The sequence below is a fragment of the Aeromonas sp. TW 6 genome (genome assembly GCF_013168745.1).
In the GTDB taxonomy this organism is placed as follows: domain Bacteria; phylum Pseudomonadota; class Gammaproteobacteria; order Enterobacterales; family Aeromonadaceae; genus Aeromonas; species Aeromonas caviae.
In genome coordinates this window covers 1-22,588 of sequence record NZ_JABERS010000046.1, presented here as the reverse complement: position 1 = coordinate 22,588, position 22,588 = coordinate 1, and the positions used below count along the sequence as shown (strand labels likewise).

Here is a 22,588-nt window from a genome sequence, read left to right as displayed (position 1 = left end):
CGCAGGCTTACCCTCTATGGGGTACCACTCTGGTGCGCCCTGCCTTAACCCTTGATGACATAAAAGTCATCCATATGATTTTTCAATAAAAAATTACTGATACTGGCCTCGATAGCGACTCAATTGGCTGGCACAGCCCTTGCACTTTGTGATGTACGCAGGGACGTCACAAGGAGTTGCCTATGCTGCCCATCAAGCCCCCCGGACCCGGTTGTTACGACGAGATGCTGCTCACCGACAACCAGTTTCGCGATCATTACCACGCCTACCTCTCGTGGCTGCACCAGACCGACGAGAAGAGCATAGAGCGCAAGCGTGAAGAGGCCGACCTGCTGTTTCGCCGGGTCGGCATCACCTTCAACGTCTACGGAGACGGGGACGGCGCCGAGCGCCTCATCCCGTTCGACAGCATTCCCCGCATCATTCCCGCCCGGGAGTGGCAACATCTGGACAAGGGGATCCGCCAGCGCGTCACTGCCCTCAATGCCTTTCTGCACGACATCTATCACGATCAGCGCATCCTGAAGGCGGGGGTGATCCCGGCCGCCCAGATCCTCACCAATGCCCAGTACCAGCCCTGCATGCAGGGGGTCGACCTGCACCGGGACACCTATGTCCACATCACCGGGGTCGACATCATCCGCAACCACGACGGTGAGTACTATGTGCTGGAGGACAACCTGCGCACTCCCTCCGGGGTCTCCTACATGCTGGAGAACCGCAAGATGATGATGCGCCTCTTCCCGGAGCTGTTTCACAACCAGCCCATCGCCCCGGTGGAGCGCTACCCGGCCCTGTTGCTGCAGACCCTGCGCGAGAGCAGCCCGGTGGACAACCCCTGCGTGGTGGTGATGACTCCAGGGCGCTTCAACAGCGCCTACTTCGAGCACAGCTTCCTCGCCCAGCAGATGGGGGTGGAGCTGGTGGAGAGCGCGGATCTGGTGGTCAAGGATGGTCAGGTGCTGATGCGCACCACCACGGGGCTGAAAAGGGTGGATGTCATCTATCGCCGCATCGATGACGACTTCCTCGATCCCCTCGCCTTCAACCCGGACTCCCTCATCGGCGTGCCCGGGCTGCTCTCGGTCTACCGCGCCGGCGGCGTGGTACTGGCCAATGCCATCGGCACCGGGGTGGCGGATGACAAGTCCATCTACCCCTATGTGCCGGAGATGATCCGCTTCTATCTGGGGGAAGATCCCATTCTCAACAACGTGCCCACCTGGCAGTGCCGCGAGCCGGCTGCCCTCTCCCACGTGCTGGCCAATCTGGAGGAGCTGGTGGTCAAGGAGGTCCATGGCGCCGGCGGCTACGGCATGCTTATCGGCCCCTGCGCCAGTCGCGAGGAGCTGGCCCGTTTTCGCGAGCTGCTCAAGGCTCGGCCGGACAACTACATCGCCCAACCGACGCTCTCCCTCTCCACCTGCCCGACCTTCGTCGATGCCGGTATCGCCCCCCGCCACATCGATCTGCGCCCCTTCGTTCTCACGGGGCAGGAGCTGCGCCTGGTACCGGGCGGCCTGACCCGGGTCGCCCTCACCGAAGGCTCCCTGGTGGTCAACTCCTCCCAGGGCGGTGGCACCAAGGACACCTGGGTCATGGAGGGCAGCCCATGCTGAGCCGCACCGCAAGCGAACTTTACTGGATGTCCCGCCACCTGGAGCGGGCGGAGAACACGGCGCGCATGCTGGACGTCACCCAGACCATGTCGCTGATGCCCTCCATCGACGCCGATCACAGCGAGCTGGTGGCGCCCCTCACCATCAGCGGCACTCACGAGCCCTTCCTGGCCCGCTACGGCCAGGTGAACATGGAGAACCTGCTGCAATTTTTCTGCTTCGACGAGGAGAACCCGAGCAGCATCTTCAGTTGTCTGCGCATGGCCAGGGACAACGCCCACGCCGTGCGGGGCAAGATCCCCGGTGAGGTGTGGGAGAGCATCAACGCCGCCTGGATAGAGATCCGCCGGCGCCGCCAGGCGGGGCTCTCCAGCGGCCAGGCCCAGGAGTTCTTCGACTGGATCAAGGAGCGCTCCCACCAGTTTCGCGGCGCCACCTATGGCACCATCATGCGCGGTGACGTGCTCTGGTTCCTGCGCCTTGGTACCTTCATCGAGCGGGCCGACAACACGGCACGCATCCTGACCGTGAAGTATCAGGTGATCCGGGAGGACGAGGACAGCGTGCGCGAGTTCTACCGCTGGAACGCCCTGTTGCGGTCAGTGGGTGCTTACGAGGCCCACCAGACCCTCTACAAGACGCTCTCCCATGCCTCCATCGCCGAGCTGCTGATCCTGCGCAATGAAGTGCCGCGCTCCCTGCGGGCCTGCCTCGACGAGATGGAGCTGATCCTGGCCCAGATCGAGGGCAACGCCGGTCAGACGCCCCGGCGCCTGACCACCATACTCAACGCCCATCTGACCTATGGCGCCATCGACGATGTCTTTGCCCTCGGCATGCAGGAGTACCTGAGTGATTTCCTCAGCGACATCGGCGCCATCGGCCAGAGCATCCACGCCGCCTACCTGGAGGTATTATGAGACTCATCATCGATCACCAGACCCGCTACCACTATGCCGACGTGGTGCGCCGCAGTACCCAGTACCTGCGCCTGACCCCCCACAGCACGGCCCGCCAGCAGATCCTCTCCTGGGAGCTGGAGCTGCCGGGGGAGGCCACCTGCACTACGGACGGTTACGGCAACATACTGCACGTGCTGAGCCTGGAGTCCCCCCACGAGGGGATCCTGATCCGCGCCCACGGGGAGGTGGAGATCTGCGACGACGCCCCGGAAGATGAGGAGTCCTCCCTCATCTCTCCCCTGAGCTACCTGAGGCCCACCCCCCTCACCCGCCCGACCCCGGCCCTGCAGGATCTCGCGAAGGCCTGCCTGCCAGAGGAGCCGACCCTGGCCGACTTGCAGAGCCTGATGGCACGCATCCTGGTGCTGATGCCCTATCAGCCCGGCAGCACGGATGCCACCTTCAGCGCCGACGAGGCACTTGCTTCGGGCAGCGGCGTCTGTCAGGACCACACCCATGTCTTCCTGACCTGCTGCCGCCACGCCGGCCTGCCGGCCCGGTACGTGAGCGGTTACCTCTACAGCCAGGACAACAGCCACGTGGCGATGCACGCCTGGGCCGAGGTGTGGATCGAGGAGCGCTGGCACACGTTCGACGTCACCAACCTCACCAGCTCCACCAGCGAGCACCTCAAGCTCGCGGTCGGCATGGATTATCTGGATGCCTGTCCGGTGCGCGGCGTGCGCTATGGCGGCGGGTGCGAACAGTTGCAGAGCCAGGCGCAGGTGACCCGCCTGGATGGACAGCAGCAATGAAGACCGGGAGAGTCCTGGCGGGAGTGCGGTCATGACCTATTGCGTCGCCATGTGCCTGCAAGACGGCATGGTGTTTGCGTCCGATTCGCGCACCAATGCGGGGGTGGATCACATCGCCACCTTCCGCAAATTGCACCTCTTCACCCGGGAGGACAGGGTGATAGTGCTGCAAAGCGCGGGCAATCTGGCCACCACCCAGAGCGTCATCAGCCTGCTGACGGAGGGACAGGAACTGCTTGCCCTCCCCAGCCTCTACGAGGCTGCCGCCCTCATCGGCCAGACCATACGCACCGTCATCAGCCGGGATGGGGGTCAGCAGCAAGGCCATATCAACTTCGGCTGCAACATCCTGCTGGGGGGGCAGATCCGGGGGGAGCGCCACCGCCTGTTCCACATCTATCCGGAGGGCAACTTCATCGAGGCGAGCGCCGACACCCCCTACTTCCAGATTGGTGAGAGCAAGTACGGCAAACCCATCATCGATCGCATCATTCACCATGAGACGCCGCTTCAGACCGCCCTGCAGTGCGCCCTCATCTCCATCGACTCGACCCTGCGCAGCAATCTGTCGGTGGGCTTGCCTCTGGATGCCCTGGTCTATCACGAGGGCAGCTTCTCGGCGACGAACCAGCACCGCATCACCGAACAGAATCCCCATTTCGTGGCGCTGCGAAAGGCCTGGGGCGAGGGGTTGCAGCAGTTGTTCCAGGGCCTTCCCACCTTCCCCCTCTAGGCCGGGCGGGAGGCGCCAAGGCGCTTTCCCGCTCCTTTCTTTCCGGATATTCTGGCTGCCTTCCTTTTCGATGGAGTTTCCCATGCGCCGCTTCAACGTCATGCTCAACGGCAGCCGGTTGATGATGTTCCCCTTCTATGTCTGCATCCTTATCTGTGTCGCCCTCCTGATGGTGAAGTTCGCCATGCAGCTCTATGTGCTGTGCCGCGACATCATCGACATCCACTATCTGGATCTCATCACGGGGGTACTCACCCTGGTGGACTTCGTGCTGGTGGCCCAGATGCTGATCCTGGTGGCCATCTGCGGCTACGTGCAGTTCATCAAGACCCCGGAGCAGCGAGCGGCCCTCGGCGACAACTGGCTCAGCAAGATCAACTTCGCGTCCCTCAAACTCATCGTCATCAACTCCCTGGTGACCATCGCCGGCATCGAGGTGCTCAAAGCCTTCCTCGACGACGGCACCGGCAACGAGATCGAGATGAAGTGGTCGGTCATCGTCTTCCTCGCCTTCTCCACCGCGGCACTTATCTATGCGGTGACCGAGCGACTGGCGGAGCACAAATAGGGCCCGGCGCCATTCAGGGTCTATTCATCAAGAGCCGAATTGATAACTCTTTTCATTACCCTTACTGCATTGTAAACTTGCTCGCCCCGGGCTGAACCGCCCGGGAGCTGGAGCACCCATGACGAGTCTTTCCCTCTCACCACGACACTGCTGGCAGTGGCTGGCCTATCACCATCAGGCGGCCGAGGGTGCCCTTTATCTGATGTTTTTCTCCGGTCTGCTGCTGTGGGAACCCCTGACGCCGACCTGGTCCCTGGCGCGCTGGAACCTGTTTTTGCACGTCGCCCTCTCGCTCACCCTGTTTCCCCTGCTGTTTGGCGCCTTCTGGCTCTCCCATCGCAGCCTGCTGCGCAAGAGCCGCAAGCCTTTTTTGCGCACCACGGGGCGCATCATCGAAGCCTTGCTGCTGGTCTGTCTGGCAAGCGGGCTGGTGCTGGTGCTGCACGGCACCCCGGGGGATAGCCTCGGCAACCTTGCCAGCTGGGCCCACTGGCTGAGCGCGCTCGCGTTGACGCCCCTGGTGCTGCGCCACGCCTGGCGCTGGACCATTCTGACATGGCGCACCTGATCTTATGTTGAAGCTGTTGTTATCCCTGATGTTGGCCACCCTGTTGCTGGGGACCGCCTCGGCCCGGGAGATGGGCGCCGCCATGATTGCCTATGACGAGGGGAGCGCCCCGCGCCTCGTCACCGCCAACCAGAGTGCCGGCTCCGTCACCCTGCTCGAGCGGGGCACTGGCAAGCGCCTCAACGAGGTGCAGCTGGGGGGCGATCTGCGCCAGCTGGCCCGCGCCGATGACGGCACCCTGCTGGTCACCGATTACAGCGGCGATCGCCTGCTGCTCTTGGATGATGAGCTCGAGCTGGAAAAGGCGATCTCCACCGGCCATAGGCCCTATGGCGTCATCTTCGATCCCAAGCGGCGCTGGTTCTGGGTCACGCTGTTCGAGGGAGGGCGCCTTCAGGCTTATGACAGCACGGGCAACCTCCAACTGGATGCAAAAACCGCCGAGACTCCCCGCGGGCTGGCACTGACCGACGACGATCGCCTGCTGCTCACCCACGCCATGACAGGCCAGCTCGCCATCTATGATCTCGCCAAACTTGAGAAGGGCGCTACCCTCCCCAAGCCCAAGCTCATCACCCTGGCGGAAACCCACAGCGATACCCCGAGCGACTCCCAGGGCTTGCCGCACCTGCTGGACGGCATCGCCCTCTCCCCCGATGGCAGCGAAGCCTGGCTGCCCCACGTGCTCTGGAGCTTCGATCACCCCTTCCAGTTTCAAAGCACCGTCTTTCCGGCCGTCTCCATCATCGATCTCGATGAAGAGAAGGAGCGGGTCGATGAAAGAAAACAGCTCTTCTTGCAGATCAACCTGCCCAGCGTCGGCAACCGCAGCCAGATCGTCTCCAACCCGTTCGCGGCGCGCTTCGCCGCCGATGGCAAGCGGGTCTACCTGACCCTGGCGGGTTCCGAAGACTTGCTGGTGTTCGACCTGTCGCGCAGCGGCAAGCAGAACAGCAACCGCCACCGCCGCAAGAAGTTTCAGGGGGGCGCCAAGGCGACCCAGCTCTTGCGTCACCTGCCGGGCCAGAATCCGCGCGATCTGCTGATCGATGGCGACCACATCCTGGTGCACAACGTCATGGGGCAGGATCTCACCCGTCTCAATAGCGGCGGCAGCGGCCCGTTTGCCCGGGTCACCGTGGATGTGCCTCACTTCGCCAAACTGGTAGAGACCGATCCGCGCCCCGAAGCCCTCAAGCGCGGCGAGCGGTTGTTCAACCTCGGCAACACTGCCGCCAACAGCCGCTTTCCCATGGCGGGGGACAACTGGATGAGCTGCAACTCCTGCCATCTGGACGGGTTCAACTTCACCAACCGCTATCTGATGGCGGCCCACCGCCAGCAGAGCGGTGACAATGCCATCAACGGCCACGCCAACCTCGCCAACATGGTGGCGGGGGACTTTATCGGCGAATACCTGCGCATGACCCAGCAGACCCAGGGCGGCATGGGCCATGACACCCGCGATGGGGCCGAAGCGGTCGACCCCGCGAGGCCCCAGCCCGAGGTGCAGGCGATGATGGAGGATCTGCACGCTTTCGTGACCAGTGATGGCAACCTCCCCTATCTGGCCAACTGGCTTAGGCTCGATGCCCCGCGCAGGGATCCTGCCAAGGCGCCGACCACTCATCCCAAGGAGTGGCTCAACTCCGCCTCCTGCCAGAACTGCCACCAACAGGCGTTCCAGGACTGGAGCGAGAGCAACCACCGGCTGATGGGCAACTCCCACCCCTACTACAAGGTGGTGCAGGCATTGGCCCGCGAAACCGAGGGCGAAGCCTTCGGCCAGTGGTGCCAGGGCTGCCACATGCCCCAGCAGGTGATGAACGGCCAGACTGATCTGCCCAAGAGCTCTCACATGTTCGAGCAGGGTGGGGCTTCGCTCATTGCGGCCCACCAGAAAGGCGAGCCCGTGGTGGAAGAAGGCACCGGCTGCGTGCTCTGCCATCGCATCACCAAGCTCGAGGATGCCGGCGGCAACAGCGCCTTTACGGTCAATTTGAAAGACCGCGAGAGCTATGTGTTCGAGGATGCCCCGGGGGGCAGCCTCCAGCACTGGCTGGCAGAGCGGCAGATCAACGCCCGCCCCGCCATGCACAAGGCCTCCTACCAGAAGGATTTCTACCGGGACGCGGCCCTGTGCAAGTCGTGCCACAACGAGTTCGCCCCCGGCACCGGCGCCAATATCGTCAACACCTGGGATGAGTGGGAAAAATCCAGCTTCGCCAAAGCCGAAGATCCTGCCAAACGGCGCACCTGCATCGACTGCCACATGAACCCTACACCTGGCAACGGCGGCGCGCCGGTGGCGGGCCAGTCCACCGAAAACGGCACCGTGAAAGAGCGGCTCTATCGCCACAACTTTACCGGCGCCCAGCATCAGCTGGTGGGGCTGAGAAGTGCAACCCTTGAGCAGGAGAGCCTGGCGCTCTTGCGCTCAAGCGCCACCCTCTCGGCCCGCATTGAAAACCAGAGTGGCCAACCCGCGCTGGTAGTGAGAGTCGCCAATACCGGCGCCGGCCATGCCCTGCCCACCGGGGTCGCCGATTTCCGTGAACTCTGGCTGGAGCTGACCGTCACCGACGCCAGCGGCAAGCTGGTGCTTGAAAGCGGCCAGCCGGTGAACGGCGCCGTCCCTGAGGATGCACGGCTGTTCAGAAAAGTGTTCGGCGATGCCGAGGGCAAGCCGGTGGGGCTCAAGTTCTGGCGCTACGCCAAGCTCCTTGAAGACACCCGCATCCCGGCCGATGGCTGGCGCGATGAAGCCTGGCCGCTGCCAGCGGATGCCCAGGGGCCCTTCAAGGCCGATATCAGACTCAATTTCCGCACCTACCCCAAGTGGGTCAATGATGCGGTGCGCGCCGCCGAGCCGAGCTTGCCGGAGCCACCCATAGTGCAACTCAATCGGCTGCAACTGACCCTGCAGCCCCTCCCCCTCACGCCCGATACGGAGCCTCAATCCTGATGTTCGCAAGTTTTCTCATTACCCTGCGCGAGGGGCTGGAAGCCTTCCTGCTGGTCGGCATCTGCCTCTCCTACCTCGCCAAGCTGGGGGCGAGCCGCTACAACAAGTTCATCTATCTGGGGGTGGGGCTGGGTCTTATCGCCTCCCTTGTCATCGCCTTCCTGTTCCAGGTGGTGGTGAGCCAGTTCGAGAGCGAGCGCTACAACCATTTGCTGATGGCGGGGATCCTGATGTTCGCCACCCTGGTGCTCACCTATATGGCTATCTGGATGCAAAAACAGGCCAAATCCCAAGTGGGGGCCATGACGGCGCGCATCGATGCCGCCATCGATGGTGGCAACCTGTTTGGTCTGGTGCTGCTCGCCTTCCTTGCTGTGATGCGCGAAGGCTTTGAAACCGTGCTGTTCTTCTCGGCCCTGGTCTACTCCGGGCAAGGGGTGGATCTGCACCAGGGGCTGATGGGGGCGCTGGCGGGGCTGCTGGTCTCTGTGGTGCTGGTGTGGGGGCTGCTGCGCTCCACCCGCAAGGTGGCGCTGGCCCCCTTCTTCCGCTGGACCGGCCTGCTCATCATCATCATCGCCGCAGGCTTGCTCTCGTCCGCCGTCAACATGCTGCAGGCAGCCGGGCTCATCACCTTCTGGACGACGCCGGTCTTCAACATCAGTCACATTCTCGACGATCAGGGGGTATTCGGCACCTTCCTGCGTGCACTGTTTGGCTACAATGCCTCACCAGCCGGCCTGCAGTTGCTGACCTGGGCAAGCTACCTCATCATCTTTGTCACCCTCTGGCATCGCAGCTATCGCCCCCAGGGGAGCGCCGCCCCGACCAGGGGCTGAGCCCGGGGATCACACTCTGTTCGGGAGCCGCGCACAGGCGCGCTCCCCCAGCTATCACGCCGTTTCGGAACACTCATGAACGACAACAACAAGAAGCACATTGCGGTGCTGGGCGCCGGCCCTGCCGGTCTGATGGCCGCCTGGCGCCTGCGCCAGGCCGGTTTTGCGGTCACCCTGTTCGAGCAGGAGCCGGTCGTCGGCGGCATGTGCGCCACCCAGACCTTCAAGGGGCGCGACGGCGAGTATCGCTTCGACTACGGCGGCCACCGCTTCATCACCAAGAACCCCGAGCTGCTCGCCTTTATCGACGAGCTGATGGGGGACGATCTGCTCCACGCCGAGCGCAAGAGCGTGATCCGCTTTGGCGGGCGTACCTATGACTACCCCTTGAACCTGCCCAATTTGCTCAAGACGGCGCCGCTGGCACTCATGGCCGGTGCGGTGAAGGATCTGCTGCTGTTGCCCTTTGCCAGGAAGCCCACCGATTTTGCCAAGGCGAGCTTTGCCGAGTGGATCCAGAGCCACTTTGGTCGCACCCTCTACCGCCAGTTCTTCGAGGGCTACACCGGCAAGTTGTGGGGCATCAACCCGGACAAGCTCTCTGCCGACTGGGCTGGCCAGCGCATCAGCCTGATCGATCTCAAAGACGTGGCGCGCCGCCTGCTGCCAAGGCGCAACGGCAGCCTTTCGGTGCGCACCTATGCCCGCAAATATCGTTATCCAAAGTATGGCTTTGGCCAGATCTTCACCACCCTGGGGGAACGGCTGGTTGCCGAGGGGGTTGAGCTGAAAACCGGCGCCACCATCACCCGCCTTGAGCAGACCGATGGCCGTATTGAACGGGTGTATTGGAAACAAGATGACGTTGAACAGAGCGAGCGCTTTGATCAGGTGATCTCCACCCTGCCGCTGCCGCTTACCTGCCAGCATCTGGGCTTGCCGTGCGATCTCCACTACCGGTCGCTTCGCTTCGTCAATATGCCCCTCAAACAGGAGAACCTGTCGGACAACACCTGGCAGTACCTCTCCGACCCCCATATTCTGGCCACCCGTCTGCAGGAGCCGCGCCGGCGCAGCCCCTTTATGGCACCAATGGGGCAAACATCCGTGATGCTGGAGATCCCCTGCAATCCGGGGGATGCCACCTGGCAGGCACCGCTCTCTGATCTGCGCGGCCGGGTCACCGCCGATCTCGCAAGCCTCGGCGTCGACACCCAGAAACTTGGCGATGAGACCTTCGAAGCGCGCAGTGAATACGCCTATCCGCTGATGGATCTCGGCTATCAGGCCCGCCGCAACGAAGCCATCAAGGCGCTGATGCCGATCACCAACCTCATCATGACCGGCCGTCAGGGGACATTCCGCTACATCTTCACCGACACCGCCATGGAGATGGGGATGATGGCCGCCGACATGGTGATCGACGGGGTGGACAGACGCCACGCCATCTTCAATCATCGCAACGAAAACACCGTCATTGAAACCCAGAGCGTGGCGTGATGGCCGCGCCATTGGCATAACCTCTTGGCAAATGTAAGGAGAACAGGATGACCATCCGCCCGGGTTTACTTGCCCTCACCCTGCTGCTGACCCTGAGCGGGCAGGCGCAGGCTTACTCCTACGCCGCCGCCGGCAAGGAGCCGCTGATCGATGCCCGCGAGGCACTGCTGGGCGCAGCCACTGACGGCAAGGATGCCAGCGCCACCTTGAGCGAGATTGCCGAGGAGCTGACCTATCTGGAAGAGCACCACAAGGTGAAGCTGCAGGCACCGCTCGCGGCCGCCATCAAGGCCAAAGACGCCGCCGCTACCGCGGCCCTGCTCAACCGGGCCTACAAGGCGGAGATCGAGCGCCGCCTCGAGGGGGCCAGCCAGAACCTTGGCGACTACCAGACTGCCAAGGTGCTGGTGGTCAAGAGCAAGCGCTTCCTCGACTTGATCCTCCCCTCCCTGAACGAGGGGGATCGCAAGGCCGCCGAGCAGGCACTGGCCAAGGTGCTGGATGCCATCGGCAACCCGGGGGTGTTCGGGGTAGGTGCCAAACCTGCCGATGCCGCTGCCTTTAGCGATGCCGAAAAAGCCCTGATGGCCGTGCTGGCGCCGCTTTGATGACCTCTCATCGATGACGACAGCCCCCCTCATCCCCAGCCCTTCTCCCGCACGGGGAGAAGGGGGGCGTCGCCACGGCCGATTACGCTTCGCCAATCGACCCTACTTGCTTGCCCTGCTGCAACTGGCCTGGCTTGGCTGGCTACTGACCTTCCCCGTGGCGCTCGATTCCGACGATGCCCTCAACTTTGCCCACGGGGTGGTGCGCTTCAGCGTGCTGGAGTTCTCACCCCACTTTCCGGGCTACCCCGCCTTTATCTGGCTGGCGCGGCTCATCAATCTCGCGGTGGACGATCCGGCCCGCGCGGTGCAGTGGGCAAGTCTCCTCGGGAGCAGTTTGCTGGCGCCGCTTGCCGCCTTCCTCGCGGTCAGATTGTGGCAGCGGCCCAGCCTGCTGGTGCCGGTCTGGCTGTTGGTATTGGCCCTGCCGCTCACCCCGACGCTCGCCCTCTCCGGCCTGTCCGACGGGCCGGCGCTGGCCGCCTGGCTGGGCGCGCTCCTGGCTTTGCAACAGCGCAAGATAGCGCTGGCGGGTCTGCTGTTGGGCCTCATGCTGGCGCTGCGCCCCTCCTACTTCGTGCTGGCCCTGCTGCCCCTTTGGCTGGGGATGGCGCAGCAGGGCACGCGCGTCAGGTTTGTGCTCCCCATCGCGCTGGTGGGGCTAGCCTGCCTGCTGTTTGTCTGGCAGGCCGATGGCTGGGCCTATTTCAGCGAGGGGCGGCGCTTTACCGACGGCCACTTTACCCTGTGGGGCAACACGGCGGCAGCCCACGGGGATCGACTGCTGAGCTGGGCGAATACCTTCAACGATCAGCTCACCCCGCTCTGGCCCCTGTTGATGGGAGCCTTGCTGATACTGCCACTCTGGCAACGGTCAAAAGATCACAATGCGACCCCCTCCGTGCTCTGGACGCTCTACTGGCTCGCCCTGCTGCTCTGGACCCTGTTTGGCCAGAATCCGGACAATCCCCGCCATCTCGCGCCCATCACTCTGCTCGGCCTCGTGCTGCTGGCAGGCTGGCTGCCGCGCCGGGGCGAGCTGCCAGCCATGCTGGGAGCCCTGTTGCTGCTGCTCTGCACCCTCACCCCACCGGTGGCACCAGCCATGACCCGGGCCGCCAGACTGGCCGAACAAACGTGCCCGGCGCTGGTGACCCAGTGGGGAGTGAGGCTGCTTAGGGAAACCACAACCCTGCCCGTCACCGACGGCTGGTACCGGGGGGATACCGCCCTTGCGCTCACCCAGGGGGCCTGCCGCCTCAGCCGCCGCCCCCTGGGGGCAGAGGCGCTACCAGGGCCTTATGACACCCTCTGGTTTGCCCCCCGCTTTCGCGCTGAACCCGGCCTCTGGCTCGCCCTGCCCCGCTGAACCGGGCGCTTGCGAGGGCATCGCACGACTCGTCTACACTCACAGCCGGGTCTGTCAGGAACCAGAGCAATGGAAAGAAACACGAGCGGAACCGGGGAGGGGATACGGGTCGCGCTGGCCCTGTTGCTGGCCTGCGCCCTGCTGATGCTGCCGCTCTGGTAGCAGGGGGGCATCCAGGGACACGATCTGTTTCATCACCTGCTCTCCGGCCACTACTTTGCCCGCCAGCTCTGGCAGGGGGAACTCTATCCCCGCTGGCTGATGGCCATGAACGGCGGCTTCGGCAGCCCCACCTTCTTCTATCCCCCGCTCCCCTACTACGTCAGCGCCCTCTTTGCCGGGCCCGGTGCCCACCCCCAGCAGGCCATCTACCCTTTGCTTGGCAGCGCCACCCTGGCCCTGCTGCTCTCCGGGGTGTTTGCCTATCTGTGGCTGCGTGCCACCACGCCCCCTGGCCGGGCCCTGGCCGCCAGCCTGCTCTATCTGGCGCTGCCCTATCATGTCGCCATGGATCTCTATGCCCGCTTCGCCCTGGCGGAGTGCTGGGCCTTCGCCTGGGCTCCCCTTATCCTGCTGGGGCAGGATCTCGCCCACCGCGGACGACCTCAGGGGTTGCCCCTGCTGATCCTGGGGCTGGCGCTGCTGGCCTTCTCCCACCTCCCCAGCCTCTTGCTCATGATGGGGCTGGTCACCTTGCGCGCCTTCTGGTTCGCCAGACGCACCCGCACTCTGACGCCCTGCTGGCAAGCCCTCGGCGCCCAGGGTGTGGGGCTTTGCATGGCAGCCGCCCTGCTGCTGCCTGCCCTGGCGGATCAGGGGGCCATCTCCATGGAGCTGATGCGCGGCGGCATGTTCGACTACAGGCGCAACTTTCTCGACCGCCTGCCCAGCGCCTGGGAGGACTGGCGTTTTCGCGGTCACCTGGCGTGGCTGAGCGTGCTGACCCTGGTCCTGCTGCTGCTCGCCTGGGCCGCCGCCCGGGAGCCACGCCACCCCGAGCTGCTGTGCTGGGGGGCGATCGGCGTCGTCGCCTTCATGATGATGCTGCCCCCGAGCCAGCCTCTCTGGAGCCTGCTTCCCCCCTTGCAGCGGGTGCAGTTTCCCTGGCGGCTCAACCTGGTGCTCGCCCTTGCCACGGTCGCCGTGGTGGCGCTCGGCACCCAGCCCCATCGTCTCTGGCAGGGGCTCTGGTGGGGAGTATTTCTGCTGACCCTCCTCTCCACCCTGGCCTATGTGCGTCACGCCCCCCTCACCCAGGCCCCCGAACGAGAGGCCATGGCATTCGAGTTCGACAGCAAGCGCAGTGCCCGGGAATACAGGCCAAGGCAGGTGCCGGGGGGCATGTTCGCCCCGACCCTGCTCGCCTAGCCGCCTGTCAGCGCCGAACCGCCAGGCGCAAGCTGGACCCTGACCCGCTGGCAACCCCGCGCCCTGGCGCTGGAGGTCAAGGCCCGGGTGCCGACCCGGCTGGTCCTGCACCAATACCATTACCCCGGCTGGGAGGTCCGCCTCGACGGGCACCTGACGCTGACGGTGAGCGCCAATCGCCAGGGGTTGATGCAACTCTGGGTTCCGGCGGGCCACCACAGCCTCACCCTGACCCTGGCGGCACGCTGGCCGGAGCGCACCGGCAATGCCTTCTCCCTGCTCGGATGGCTTGCCTGGCTCTGGCTGCTCTGGCACCGCACCCGACAAAAGGGCATCGGGCAGGATGCACCTGATCGCGCCCGCCAAAACTGATAGACTCAACACCTGCCTCTTAACCCGGCCCAGCCCACGACTCGGAAACCCTATGCCTCAAGCCAGTCCCCTCTCCCCCCGTTTCCTCTTTATTCTGCTCGGTGCCCTGGCGGGGCTGACCCCGCTCGCGGTGGACATGTACCTGCCCACCATTCCCGCCATCGCCCGGGATCTGGCTACCAGCATCGACGGCGCCCAGCTCACCATCAGCGCCTTCCTGGGGGGCTTTGCCATCGGCCAGCTCTTTTACGGGCCGCTCGCCGACAGCTTCGGCAGAAAGCCGGTGATCCTGGCGGGCCTGACGATGTTTGCCGTGGCCTCCGTGGGCTGCGCCATGGCGGACTCCCTGCCTGAGCTCCTCGCCTGGCGCATGTTGCAGGCCGCAGGGGGCGCCGCAGGTTCCGTGGTGGTCAACGCCCTGCTGCGCGACCTGTTCGAGAAGGATGCGTTTTCCCGCGCCATGTCCTTCGTCATCCTGGTGATGACCCTCGCCCCCCTGGTGGCCCCCGTGGTGGGGGGGTACATCAGCGCTCACAGCGACTGGCGGGTCATCTTCTGGCTGCTGGTGGCCATCAGCCTGCTCATCTGCCTGGTGATGCAGTGGAAGATTGAGGAGACCCTCAAACCCGAGCACAAGCAGCCCCTGCGACTCGGGCAGGTGCTTCGCAACTACTGGGGGGTGCTCTCCCACCGTGGAGCCATGGGCTATGTGCTGTGCGGCGCCCTGTCGAGCTCCGGCATGTTCGCCTTCCTGAGCGCCTCCCCCTATGTCTACATCGAGTATTTCAAGGTGCCGACCGAGCACTACGGCTGGCTCTTTGGCCTCAACATCCTGCTGATGATGGTGGTCACCTTCGCCAACAGCCGGCTGGTGAAAGGGGTGGGTGCCGAGCGCATGTTGCGATACGGCCTGACCGTGCTGCCGCTCGCCGGGGCCCTGCTCATCTACAACGCCTGGAGCCAGACCGGCGGCCTGTGGGGCATCGTCATCCCGGTGGTGCTCTTCGTCGGCCACATCAGCCTGGTGGGGGCCAACGCCATGACCGGCCTGATGGGCCACTTCCCCCAGTCCGCAGGCACCGCCTCGGCGCTGGCGGGCACCCTGCGCTTTGGCCTTGGGGCCCTGGTGGGGGTCCTGGTCAACCTCAATCCCCCCGAATCGCCGCTCCCCATGGCCATCGCCATCGCCGGTTGCGGCCTGGGGTCGGCCCTCAGTTACTGGCTGCTGAGCGGCAAGCGCGTCCCCTGATGCCTTGCAATGAAAAAGCCCTGTCCATGGACAGGGCTTTTTGCATCGGGGCGCAGGCCTCAGTCATCGGCCTGCAACCCGCTGCGCGCCAGGATCTCGCTCTCCAGCCCATCCAGGCTTAGCTGGTTCTTCTTGCGCCAGTAGGCCTCAATCCCCTCCCGGCCCTGCCGCTCGGACCAGTTGGCAAGATCCTCCCTGTCTCCCTGATAGTCAAACAGGGGCACCGACATGCCGCACGACGTCTGGACCCGTTCAATGTCCAGCAGGAAGATCTGGCGAGCCGCGACGCTTGGGGGGAACAGCGCCAGCAACGACGGCCACTGCGGATCAGTGCGGTGCAGCACCCGTGCCTGGCCATAGGCCCGCAGAATAAGCGGCGCCCCCTCGAAGGCGCAGAACATCACCGTCATGCGCGGCTGTTGCAGCACCTGGGCCGCGGACTCGTTGCCGCTGCCGGTCAGGTTGAGCCAGGCCAGGGTGTGGGCATCGAGGACGCGCAGCGAATCCCCGCCCTTGGGGGAGAGATTGACCGATCCCTTCGCGGCTGCCGTACCGACGAAGAAGATCTTCTGCCCCTCGATAAAGGTGACATGGCGCGGCGAAAGCGCCTCGAACAGTTGTCCCATCTTGCCTCTCCCTGGTGCCTGGAACCGGATTCCCTAAAACAGGGCGCTGTTGAGCCACAGGTGCGCCCCTATGCCGACCATATAGCCAAGCAAAATGGCAGGCAACCACTTGAGGTGCCCGACGAAGGTATACATGCCCCTGGCCTGCCCCATCAGAGCCACTCCGGCGGCGGAGCCGACCGAGAGCAGACTGCCCCCCACCCCGGTGGTCAATGTCACCAGCAGCCACTGCCCCGTGCTCATCTGCGGCTCCATGGAGAGCACGGCGAACATCACCGGAATGTTGTCGATCAGGGCGGAGAGCAGGCCGATGGCGACGTTGGCCAGGGTCGGATCGCCACCGTCATAGAGGAAATGGGAGGCAAGCGCCAGATACCCCATAAACCCGAGGCCGCCGACGCACATCACCACCCCGTAGAAGAAGAGCAGGGTGTCCCACTCCGCCTTGGCAATCTTGTTGAACACATCGAGCGGCACCACCGAGCCCAGACGCAGCAGCCTGGCCTCGTCCCCGGTGCGCTCATACAGCGCCCGTGCCCGGGCCAGGGTGACGGGCTGGGTCTTTCGCAGATAGAAACTGAAAAATTGCAGGTAGCCCAGCCCCATCATCATGCCGAGCACGGGGGGCAACCCCAGGAAGTGATGGCAGGCGACGGCGGTCACTATGGTGAGCACAAAGAGCAGCACGATGACAACGGCGCCGCGCCTTGGCACCACCATCTCGCCCGGCATGGCGGGCACCAGACGGGGCACCATCAGGCTCATCAGGGTGGCCGGCACCAGGAAGTTGAGCAGGGCGGGGATGAAGAGCAGCAAGAACTGCTGGAACGGCACCTTGCCCGCCTGCCACACCATCAGGGTGGTGATGTCGCCAAAGGGGCTGAAGGCGCCGCCCGCATTGGCCGCCACGACGATGTTGATGCAGGCCAGGTTGATGAAGCGGCGCTCCCCGTTGGCAACGTTGAGTACCACTGAGCACATCAGCAGCGCCGTGGTGAGGTTGTCCACCACGGGGGAGATGAAAAAGGCGAGAAAACCGGTGAGCCAGAAGAGCGTACGCAGGCTGAATCCCGCCTGCACCAGGCGTACCCGCAGCACGGCGAACAGCAGCCTGTCCTCCATGGCGTTCACATAGGTCATGGCCACCAGCAAGAAGAGCATCAGCTCGGCATACTCCAGCAGGTTATGGCGAAAACCGGCCTGAACCAGCTCGCTTTGCCCCTGCCCCGTATAGACCAGGCCGATGGCTATCCAGATGATGCCGGCGGCCACCAGCACCGGCTTGGACTTTCGCAGCTTCAGGTACTCCTCGGCCATCACCAGGGCATAAGCCAGGGCGAAGATGGCGAGGGCGAAGAGCCCGACCCCGCTGTGGGTCAGATCGAGGGGGCCGTTGCCCGCAGCGGCGGGGGCACTGAGCAGGGCCGCCCCGGGCACGAGGCGAAGGAGTCCAGACATGGCGGCATCTCCTGGCAGGCGTCTGGCATTGAGGCTAGCAGCGCCAAGGGAAGCCGCCTCTTTGTCATCCTGATGAGCGGCCCGCCGCGGGCACTCAGGCAAACATGAGAGAGGCCCGTTGCCGGGCCCCGTCATCAGGAGGTCTTCTTGCCAAAACCCGATTGCTTGAGGGTGTAGCCTGCGCTGTTTTGCCAGGCATCCAGCCCGCTTCGGTTGTTGCCCGCCACCAGGCTCGCGGCCAGGCTCGGGCTGTTGAAGAGCTGATCGGCGGTAAAGATGAAGCCCCCTTCGGGGTGGGGAACGAGTACCCCCTTGCCCAGCAGCTCCTGGCGCAGCTCGATCACCGCCTCGCGCAGGGAGGCCGCATCCTCGCCGTTGGCGGTGGAGCCCGCCTGGACCATGAAACCGGGGTTTTGCCGCTTGCCCACCGGATAACCATGGGCCTCTGCCCCCTTGCCGTTGAAGTGGTAGAGCTCGCGCTCCCCCGGCTTGTTGTCGGAGAGGGCCTTTTGCAGGGTCATCAGCTCGTTGTAGATATCGATGGGGACCACGGCAGCCTGCTTGACGCCCTTGCTGTCGACGATAAAACTGACTTGCTTGTGTAACATCCTTGCTCATCCTGTGACCCATGGAAGGCCCTATTCTAACCACCTCAGGCGAGCGGGATCCAGCGAGGATCCCCATCCCTTTTGCAGGCGCGATCACTAACTGGCATAGTGACGGACATTGTGAAAGCCATTGACCATCAAACGGTTATCCCATGCTTAGCCTGCGCAACCTCAGTAAACGCTTCGCCAACGGCGGCGAGACGCTCCCCCTGTTTGAGGGGCTGGATCTCGCCCTCACCCCGGGGGAAACCTGCCTGCTGCTGGGGCAAAGCGGCTGTGGCAAGTCCACCCTGCTCAACCTCATCGCCGGTCTCATCGCCCCGGACGAGGGGGAGATCTGGCTGGAAGAGACCCGCCTCGACACCCTGCCGGCAGACGAGCGTGCCCGCCTGCGTGGCCGCCATTTCGGCATTGTCTATCAGGATTTCAACCTGCTGCCGACCCTGACCGTGGCCGAGAACCTCGCCCTGCCCCTTCAGATAAACAACCTGCCCCAGGACGATGGGCGCCTCGATGCCCTGCTCGCGCGCCTTGGCATGAGCCACAAACGCCACGCCTGGCCGGAGCAGCTCTCCGGCGGCCAGCGCCAGCGGGTGGCGCTGGCCCGTGCCCTCATTCATCAGCCCCGTTGGCTGCTCGCCGACGAACCCACCGGGAGCCTTGATGAACACAACGCCGAGCAGGTGATGGCCCTGATGATGAGCGCGGTGCGCGATACCGGCGCCGGTCTCTTGCTGGTGAGCCACAACCCGGGCTATGGCGACCTGGCGGATCGGGTGCTGCGCCTTGAAGGGGGACAGCTGGTCGAGCTCAAGGGGCGCCGCCATGGCTGACGTCTGCCGGGGGGCCTGCTGATGTTGCCGCTCAAGGCACTGCTGCGCCTCTATCGCTCTCACCCCTGGTTGCTCTTGATGAGCCTGGCCGGGCTCACCCTCGGGGTCACCCTGGTAGTGGCCATCGAGCTCTTGAACCACAGCGCCCGCACCAACTTCGTCGCTGCCCGCAGCCAGCTCGCCGGGGAGGCCAACTACCGCCTGGCTCCCCAGGGTGGCCTGGATGAGCAAGTCTACGTGAGGCTGGTGCGAAGCCAGCCGAACCTTGACGCCATGCCAGAGCTTCACGCCTGGCTCAAGGACGCCCAGGGGCGCAGCTTCCAGTTGCTGGGGATGGATCTCTTCAACCCCGGCCCCCTGCGCCGCCTCTTTGGCGATGCGCCAGACAGCCAACCCGATGTCTCGTTGAATCGCGCCGACAGCGTCTGGCTGGCCGCCCCCGAGGCGAGGCGCCTTGACTGGCAACCGGGCCAGTCGCGAACCTTTGTGCTGGGGGGCGGTGAAGGGGCGCCGCCCCGCCCGCTGACCCTCACGTTGGCCGGCACCTTCGAGCCCGGCGCCGTGCCCATGGAGCGGCTGCTGGTGACCGACATCGGCCTCGCCCAGCCCCTGCTTTGCAAGGAAGGACGGCTCGATCGCATCGTCTTCAAGCTCAGCGACGCAGAGGCCAATACCTTGCAAAGAGCCTTGCAGGCAGCCCTGCAATCCTATGCCCCTCATCAACCCCTCTGGCTTGAGCCCATCAGCCCGGCGCTCGATGCCAGCCAGCTCGGGGATGCGCTGGCCCTGAACCTCACCGCCCTCTCCCTGCTCGCCATGGCGGTGGGATTGTTTTTGGTGTTCAACGCCCAGCGCTTCGTGCAGAGCGTGCGCCGTCCCCTGCTCGCCCAGCTCATCATCCTCGGGATGCCGCCGCGCCGGGTGCTGCGCTGGCTGACCCTGGAGATCCTGATCCTCGCCACCCTCGGCACCCTGCTCGGGCTGCTGCTGGGGAGCCTGCTGGCCCTCGCCCTGATGGGGCAGCTCACCCAGGCGCTGGCCGACCTTTATGGCCCCAACCCCATCGACCTGCTGCGCCTCTCCCCGACGAGCCTTGGCAAGGCGCTGGTGATTGGCCTTCTGGGGATGCTTGCCGCCAACCTGCCCGGCTGGTGGCAACTGCTGCGCCAATCCCCCCTTGCGCTGCGAGAGGGCAACAGTCGCCCACCGGCTCACCCCTGGCAACGCCGGGGCCTTGCCATCGCCATCCTGCTGCTGTGCGCCCTGTGTCTATGGCGGCCAGAAACCGGCCTTGGCGGCGCCCTCTTCGTGGCCGGAGGCTGGCTGCTCGCCATGGCCCTCCTGCTGCCCGATGCCCTGCGTTGGTTGCTGGGGCGGCTGCGTGCACGCGGCCCCCTCACCGCCCGGCTCGGGGTGGCCGAAACCCTCTATCACCTGGATCGCACCGCCATTGCGGTGATGGCGCTGCAACTGGCCATCGCCGCAGCCATCGGCATCGGGGTCATGGTGTCGAGCTTTCGCTCGAGCGTGGAGATCTGGCTCGGCCAGCGTCTGGCCGCCGATCTCTACGTCACCGCCCCCAAGGGGGTGGCCGGCAGCAGGGGCGCCCTGGGCGAGCAGACCCTCAACACCATCCTCGCCGCGCCGGATGTGCGCGCCGCCTCCCGCCGCGCCGTGCTCCCCGCCCGCTGGCAGGGGCAGCCCATCGAGTGGGCGCAGATGGACTTTATTCCCGAGCTCAAAGCCGCCTATCCCCTGCTGGCCGGGCACTGGCCCGCCACCCCCGACGAGGTGCTGGCGAGCGAACCGCTGACGGTACGCCTCGGGGTCAGGGTGGGCCAGCGCCTCGAGGTAACCAGCGAGGGGGGACCGAGGGCTTTCACCGTCACCGGCGTCTATCAGGATTACGGCAGCGACAAGGGGCAGATACTGCACGCCTTCGAAGGGGGCAAGGTGCAATCCCTTGCCCTCTTCAGCCCGGATCCCGAGCACCTTGGTGACAGGCTCAGGAGCCAGTTTGGCGAGCAGGTGAACCTGTTGCCCGCCCCCGCCATCCACGCCGCCGCCCTCAGGGTGTTCGATCAGACCTTTGTGGTGACCGAGCTATTGAAGTTGCTCATTCTGGGGATCGCCTTCGTCGGCATCGGCTCGGCCTTTATGGTGCTGGGGCTGGCCCGGCGCGGCGAGTTGCAGACCCTGCAAAGCCTTGGCCTGAGCCCGCGGCACTGCCGCCGGCTGCTGGTGTGGCAAGGGGCAGGCCTCGGGCTGCTCACGGCGATCCTGGCATTGCCGGTGGGCTATGGCCTTGCCTGGGTGCTGATTGAGGTGGTCAACCCCCGCGCCTTTGGCTGGAGGCTGGCCTTCGAGGCCGCCCCCCTGCACGCCGTCACGGCGCTCCTGCTGGCGCCGGTGTGCGGGGCGCTGGCCTCCTGGTACGCCGCAAGGAGAGTGGTATGACATATCGGTTGGCGCTCTGGCTCAGCCATGGCTTGACGTTCCCATTGACCAGATCTCTGTCACCGCACTTGATTCAGCGCAGAGAAGCGCACAGAGCTACCGCGAACCATCCCCTCTCCCTTCGGGAGAGGGCCAGGGTGAGGGGAATCTTGTCCTCTTTACGGACCCTGTGGCTTGCAGCCCGCTTGATCCCGCTTGTTGCCATAAGCGGCCACGCGCAGGCCAGCGATCTGGGGAGCATCCTGGGTGGCGGTAGCGATCACTTCAAAAAGGCCCTGCCGGGTCAGTCCATCCGCCTACCCGCGGATCACGCTGCCCACCCCGACTACCGCTCCGAGTGGTGGTATCTCACCGGCAACCTGAAAGACGAGCAAGGGCGCGGCTACGGCATGCAGTGGACCCTGTTTCGCCAAGGCATCGAGCAGGGGATCACCTCAGAGAACCCCTGGCTCACGCCTCAGCTCTGGCTGGCCCAGTTCGCCATCACGGATGTGAGCACAGGCAGCCACCAGCAGGACGAGCGCACCAGCCGCCAGGGGCCAGGGCTGGCCGGTGCCAGCGGCGGTGAGTATTGGCTCAAAGAGTGGGTGCTGGCTTCTCAAGGGGAATCGCTCTTTCCCGCCACCCTCAAGGTGCAGAGCAAGGCGGGGGATCTTGATGTGAAGGTGAGCGCCGCCAAGCCCGCGGTGCTACAGGGCAAAGCGGGTTACAGCGAGAAGAGCCCGGGCAACGCCTCCTTCTACTACTCCTACCCGCGCCTGACCATCAGCGGCACCCTGACCCTGGATGGCGAGACCCGCAACGTCAGCGGTGAGGGGTGGTTTGATCACGAGTGGAGCAGCTCGGTATTGGCCGAGTGGCAATCGGGCTGGGACTGGTTTTCGCTGCAATTTGAAGATGGCCGCGAGCTGATGCTGTTTCGCCTGCGCACCAAAGCGGGCCACACTGAGCCTGAGAACCGCTACGGCATCCTGATTGAACGAGACGGCAGCAGTCGGGTATTAAGCCGACATTCCGCACCTGATTTAGGAATAAATTTGCCGATAGCGCTCACCCAATACCTCCAAAATGATCTGCTGGTCTCCTGTTAGCTCCGTTACTTGTGGCGGAGCTTCTCCCAGTCGATATTCA

General features: G+C 64.7%; 19 protein-coding genes and 1 pseudogene. 17 read left to right on the top strand and 3 right to left on the bottom strand.

Annotated features, from left to right (window positions below; translation table 11 throughout):
- Positions 1 to 182 precede the first annotated feature (182 nt).
- From HKD46_RS17765 to HKD46_RS17705, 14 genes are all read left to right on the top strand, one after another.
- Positions 183 to 1,619 (top strand): circularly permuted type 2 ATP-grasp protein, encoded by a 1,437-nt coding sequence (locus HKD46_RS17765; RefSeq protein WP_010674397.1) that lies wholly within the window; start codon positions 183 to 185, stop codon positions 1,617 to 1,619.
- Positions 1,613 to 2,539, top strand: coding sequence for an alpha-E domain-containing protein (locus HKD46_RS17760; RefSeq protein WP_010674396.1), 927 nt, complete (start codon positions 1,613 to 1,615; stop codon positions 2,537 to 2,539). The genes HKD46_RS17765 and HKD46_RS17760 overlap by 7 nt, the downstream gene beginning before the upstream one ends.
- On the top strand, positions 2,536 to 3,336 hold the full coding sequence (locus HKD46_RS17755) for a transglutaminase family protein (RefSeq protein WP_010674395.1): 801 nt from the start codon (positions 2,536 to 2,538) through the stop codon (positions 3,334 to 3,336). The genes HKD46_RS17760 and HKD46_RS17755 overlap by 4 nt, the downstream gene beginning before the upstream one ends.
- A gap of 31 nt (positions 3,337 to 3,367) precedes the next feature.
- A complete protein-coding gene (locus HKD46_RS17750) occupies positions 3,368 to 4,069 on the top strand; it encodes a peptidase (RefSeq protein WP_010674394.1) in 702 nt (233 codons plus the stop codon).
- A gap of 82 nt (positions 4,070 to 4,151) precedes the next feature.
- The gene (locus HKD46_RS17745) at positions 4,152 to 4,637 is read left to right on the top strand and encodes a YqhA family protein (RefSeq protein WP_010674393.1); all 486 of its coding nucleotides are present in this window, start codon (positions 4,152 to 4,154) and stop codon (positions 4,635 to 4,637) included.
- A gap of 118 nt (positions 4,638 to 4,755) precedes the next feature.
- Positions 4,756 to 5,205, top strand: a complete 450-nt coding sequence (locus tag HKD46_RS17740; protein ID WP_139700268.1) for a hypothetical protein — start codon at positions 4,756 to 4,758, stop codon at positions 5,203 to 5,205.
- 4 nt (positions 5,206 to 5,209) lie between these two features.
- Positions 5,210 to 8,170: a YncE family protein gene (locus HKD46_RS17735; protein WP_171865749.1), complete on the top strand. Its 2,961-nt coding sequence runs from the start codon at positions 5,210 to 5,212 to the stop codon at positions 8,168 to 8,170.
- Positions 8,170 to 9,009, top strand: coding sequence for an FTR1 family protein (locus HKD46_RS17730; RefSeq protein WP_171865748.1), 840 nt, complete (start codon positions 8,170 to 8,172; stop codon positions 9,007 to 9,009). Before HKD46_RS17735 ends, HKD46_RS17730 begins: the two co-directional genes overlap by 1 nt.
- Before the next feature lie 75 nt (positions 9,010 to 9,084).
- Complete coding sequence (locus HKD46_RS17725; protein ID WP_171865747.1) at positions 9,085 to 10,509, top strand: FAD-dependent oxidoreductase; 1,425 nt, start codon at positions 9,085 to 9,087, stop codon at positions 10,507 to 10,509.
- A gap of 47 nt (positions 10,510 to 10,556) precedes the next feature.
- Entirely contained in the window at positions 10,557 to 11,117 is a 561-nt protein-coding gene (locus HKD46_RS17720; protein WP_171865746.1) for a hypothetical protein, read from the top strand.
- A gap of 106 nt (positions 11,118 to 11,223) precedes the next feature.
- Positions 11,224 to 12,486 (top strand): hypothetical protein, encoded by a 1,263-nt coding sequence (locus HKD46_RS17715; RefSeq protein ID WP_171865751.1) that lies wholly within the window; start codon positions 11,224 to 11,226, stop codon positions 12,484 to 12,486.
- Positions 12,487 to 12,753: 267 nt separating this feature from the next.
- Positions 12,754 to 13,854, top strand: coding sequence for a 6-pyruvoyl-tetrahydropterin synthase-related protein (locus HKD46_RS17710; protein WP_235673864.1), 1,101 nt, complete (start codon positions 12,754 to 12,756; stop codon positions 13,852 to 13,854).
- Between the two features lie 87 nt (positions 13,855 to 13,941).
- Complete coding sequence (locus HKD46_RS21480; protein ID WP_235673862.1) at positions 13,942 to 14,226, top strand: hypothetical protein; 285 nt, start codon at positions 13,942 to 13,944, stop codon at positions 14,224 to 14,226.
- A gap of 52 nt (positions 14,227 to 14,278) precedes the next feature.
- The gene (locus HKD46_RS17705) at positions 14,279 to 15,475 is read left to right on the top strand and encodes a Bcr/CflA family multidrug efflux MFS transporter (protein WP_171865745.1); all 1,197 of its coding nucleotides are present in this window, start codon (positions 14,279 to 14,281) and stop codon (positions 15,473 to 15,475) included.
- Positions 15,476 to 15,534: 59 nt separating this feature from the next.
- On the opposite strand, the gene HKD46_RS17700 is transcribed toward HKD46_RS17705, so the two are convergent.
- From HKD46_RS17700 to HKD46_RS17690, 3 genes are all read right to left on the bottom strand, one after another.
- A complete protein-coding gene (locus HKD46_RS17700) occupies positions 15,535 to 16,101 on the bottom strand; it encodes a pyridoxamine 5'-phosphate oxidase family protein (protein ID WP_171865744.1) in 567 nt (188 codons plus the stop codon).
- A 33-nt stretch (positions 16,102 to 16,134) separates the two neighbouring features.
- Positions 16,135 to 17,559 carry a sodium:proton antiporter NhaD gene (gene nhaD / locus HKD46_RS17695; RefSeq protein WP_171865743.1) on the bottom strand — a complete coding sequence of 475 codons (1,425 nt, stop codon included), beginning with the start codon at positions 17,557 to 17,559 and terminating at the stop codon, positions 16,135 to 16,137.
- Between the two features lie 134 nt (positions 17,560 to 17,693).
- A complete protein-coding gene (locus tag HKD46_RS17690; RefSeq protein ID WP_010674381.1) occupies positions 17,694 to 18,167 on the bottom strand; it encodes a DUF4357 domain-containing protein in 474 nt (157 codons plus the stop codon).
- A gap of 152 nt (positions 18,168 to 18,319) precedes the next feature.
- On the opposite strand from HKD46_RS17690, the gene HKD46_RS17685 reads away from it, so the two are divergent.
- The 3 genes and pseudogenes from HKD46_RS17685 to HKD46_RS17675 form a co-directional block, all read left to right on the top strand.
- Positions 18,320 to 19,000 carry an ABC transporter ATP-binding protein gene (locus tag HKD46_RS17685; protein WP_171865742.1) on the top strand — a complete coding sequence of 227 codons (681 nt, stop codon included), beginning with the start codon at positions 18,320 to 18,322 and terminating at the stop codon, positions 18,998 to 19,000.
- Positions 19,001 to 19,021: 21 nt separating this feature from the next.
- Positions 19,022 to 21,457: an FtsX-like permease family protein gene (locus HKD46_RS17680; protein ID WP_171865741.1), complete on the top strand. Its 2,436-nt coding sequence runs from the start codon at positions 19,022 to 19,024 to the stop codon at positions 21,455 to 21,457.
- Between the two features lie 185 nt (positions 21,458 to 21,642).
- A pseudogene (locus tag HKD46_RS17675) lies at positions 21,643 to 22,464 on the top strand (lipocalin-like domain-containing protein); the annotation flags it as partial.
- Between the last annotated feature and the right edge of the window lie 124 nt (positions 22,465 to 22,588).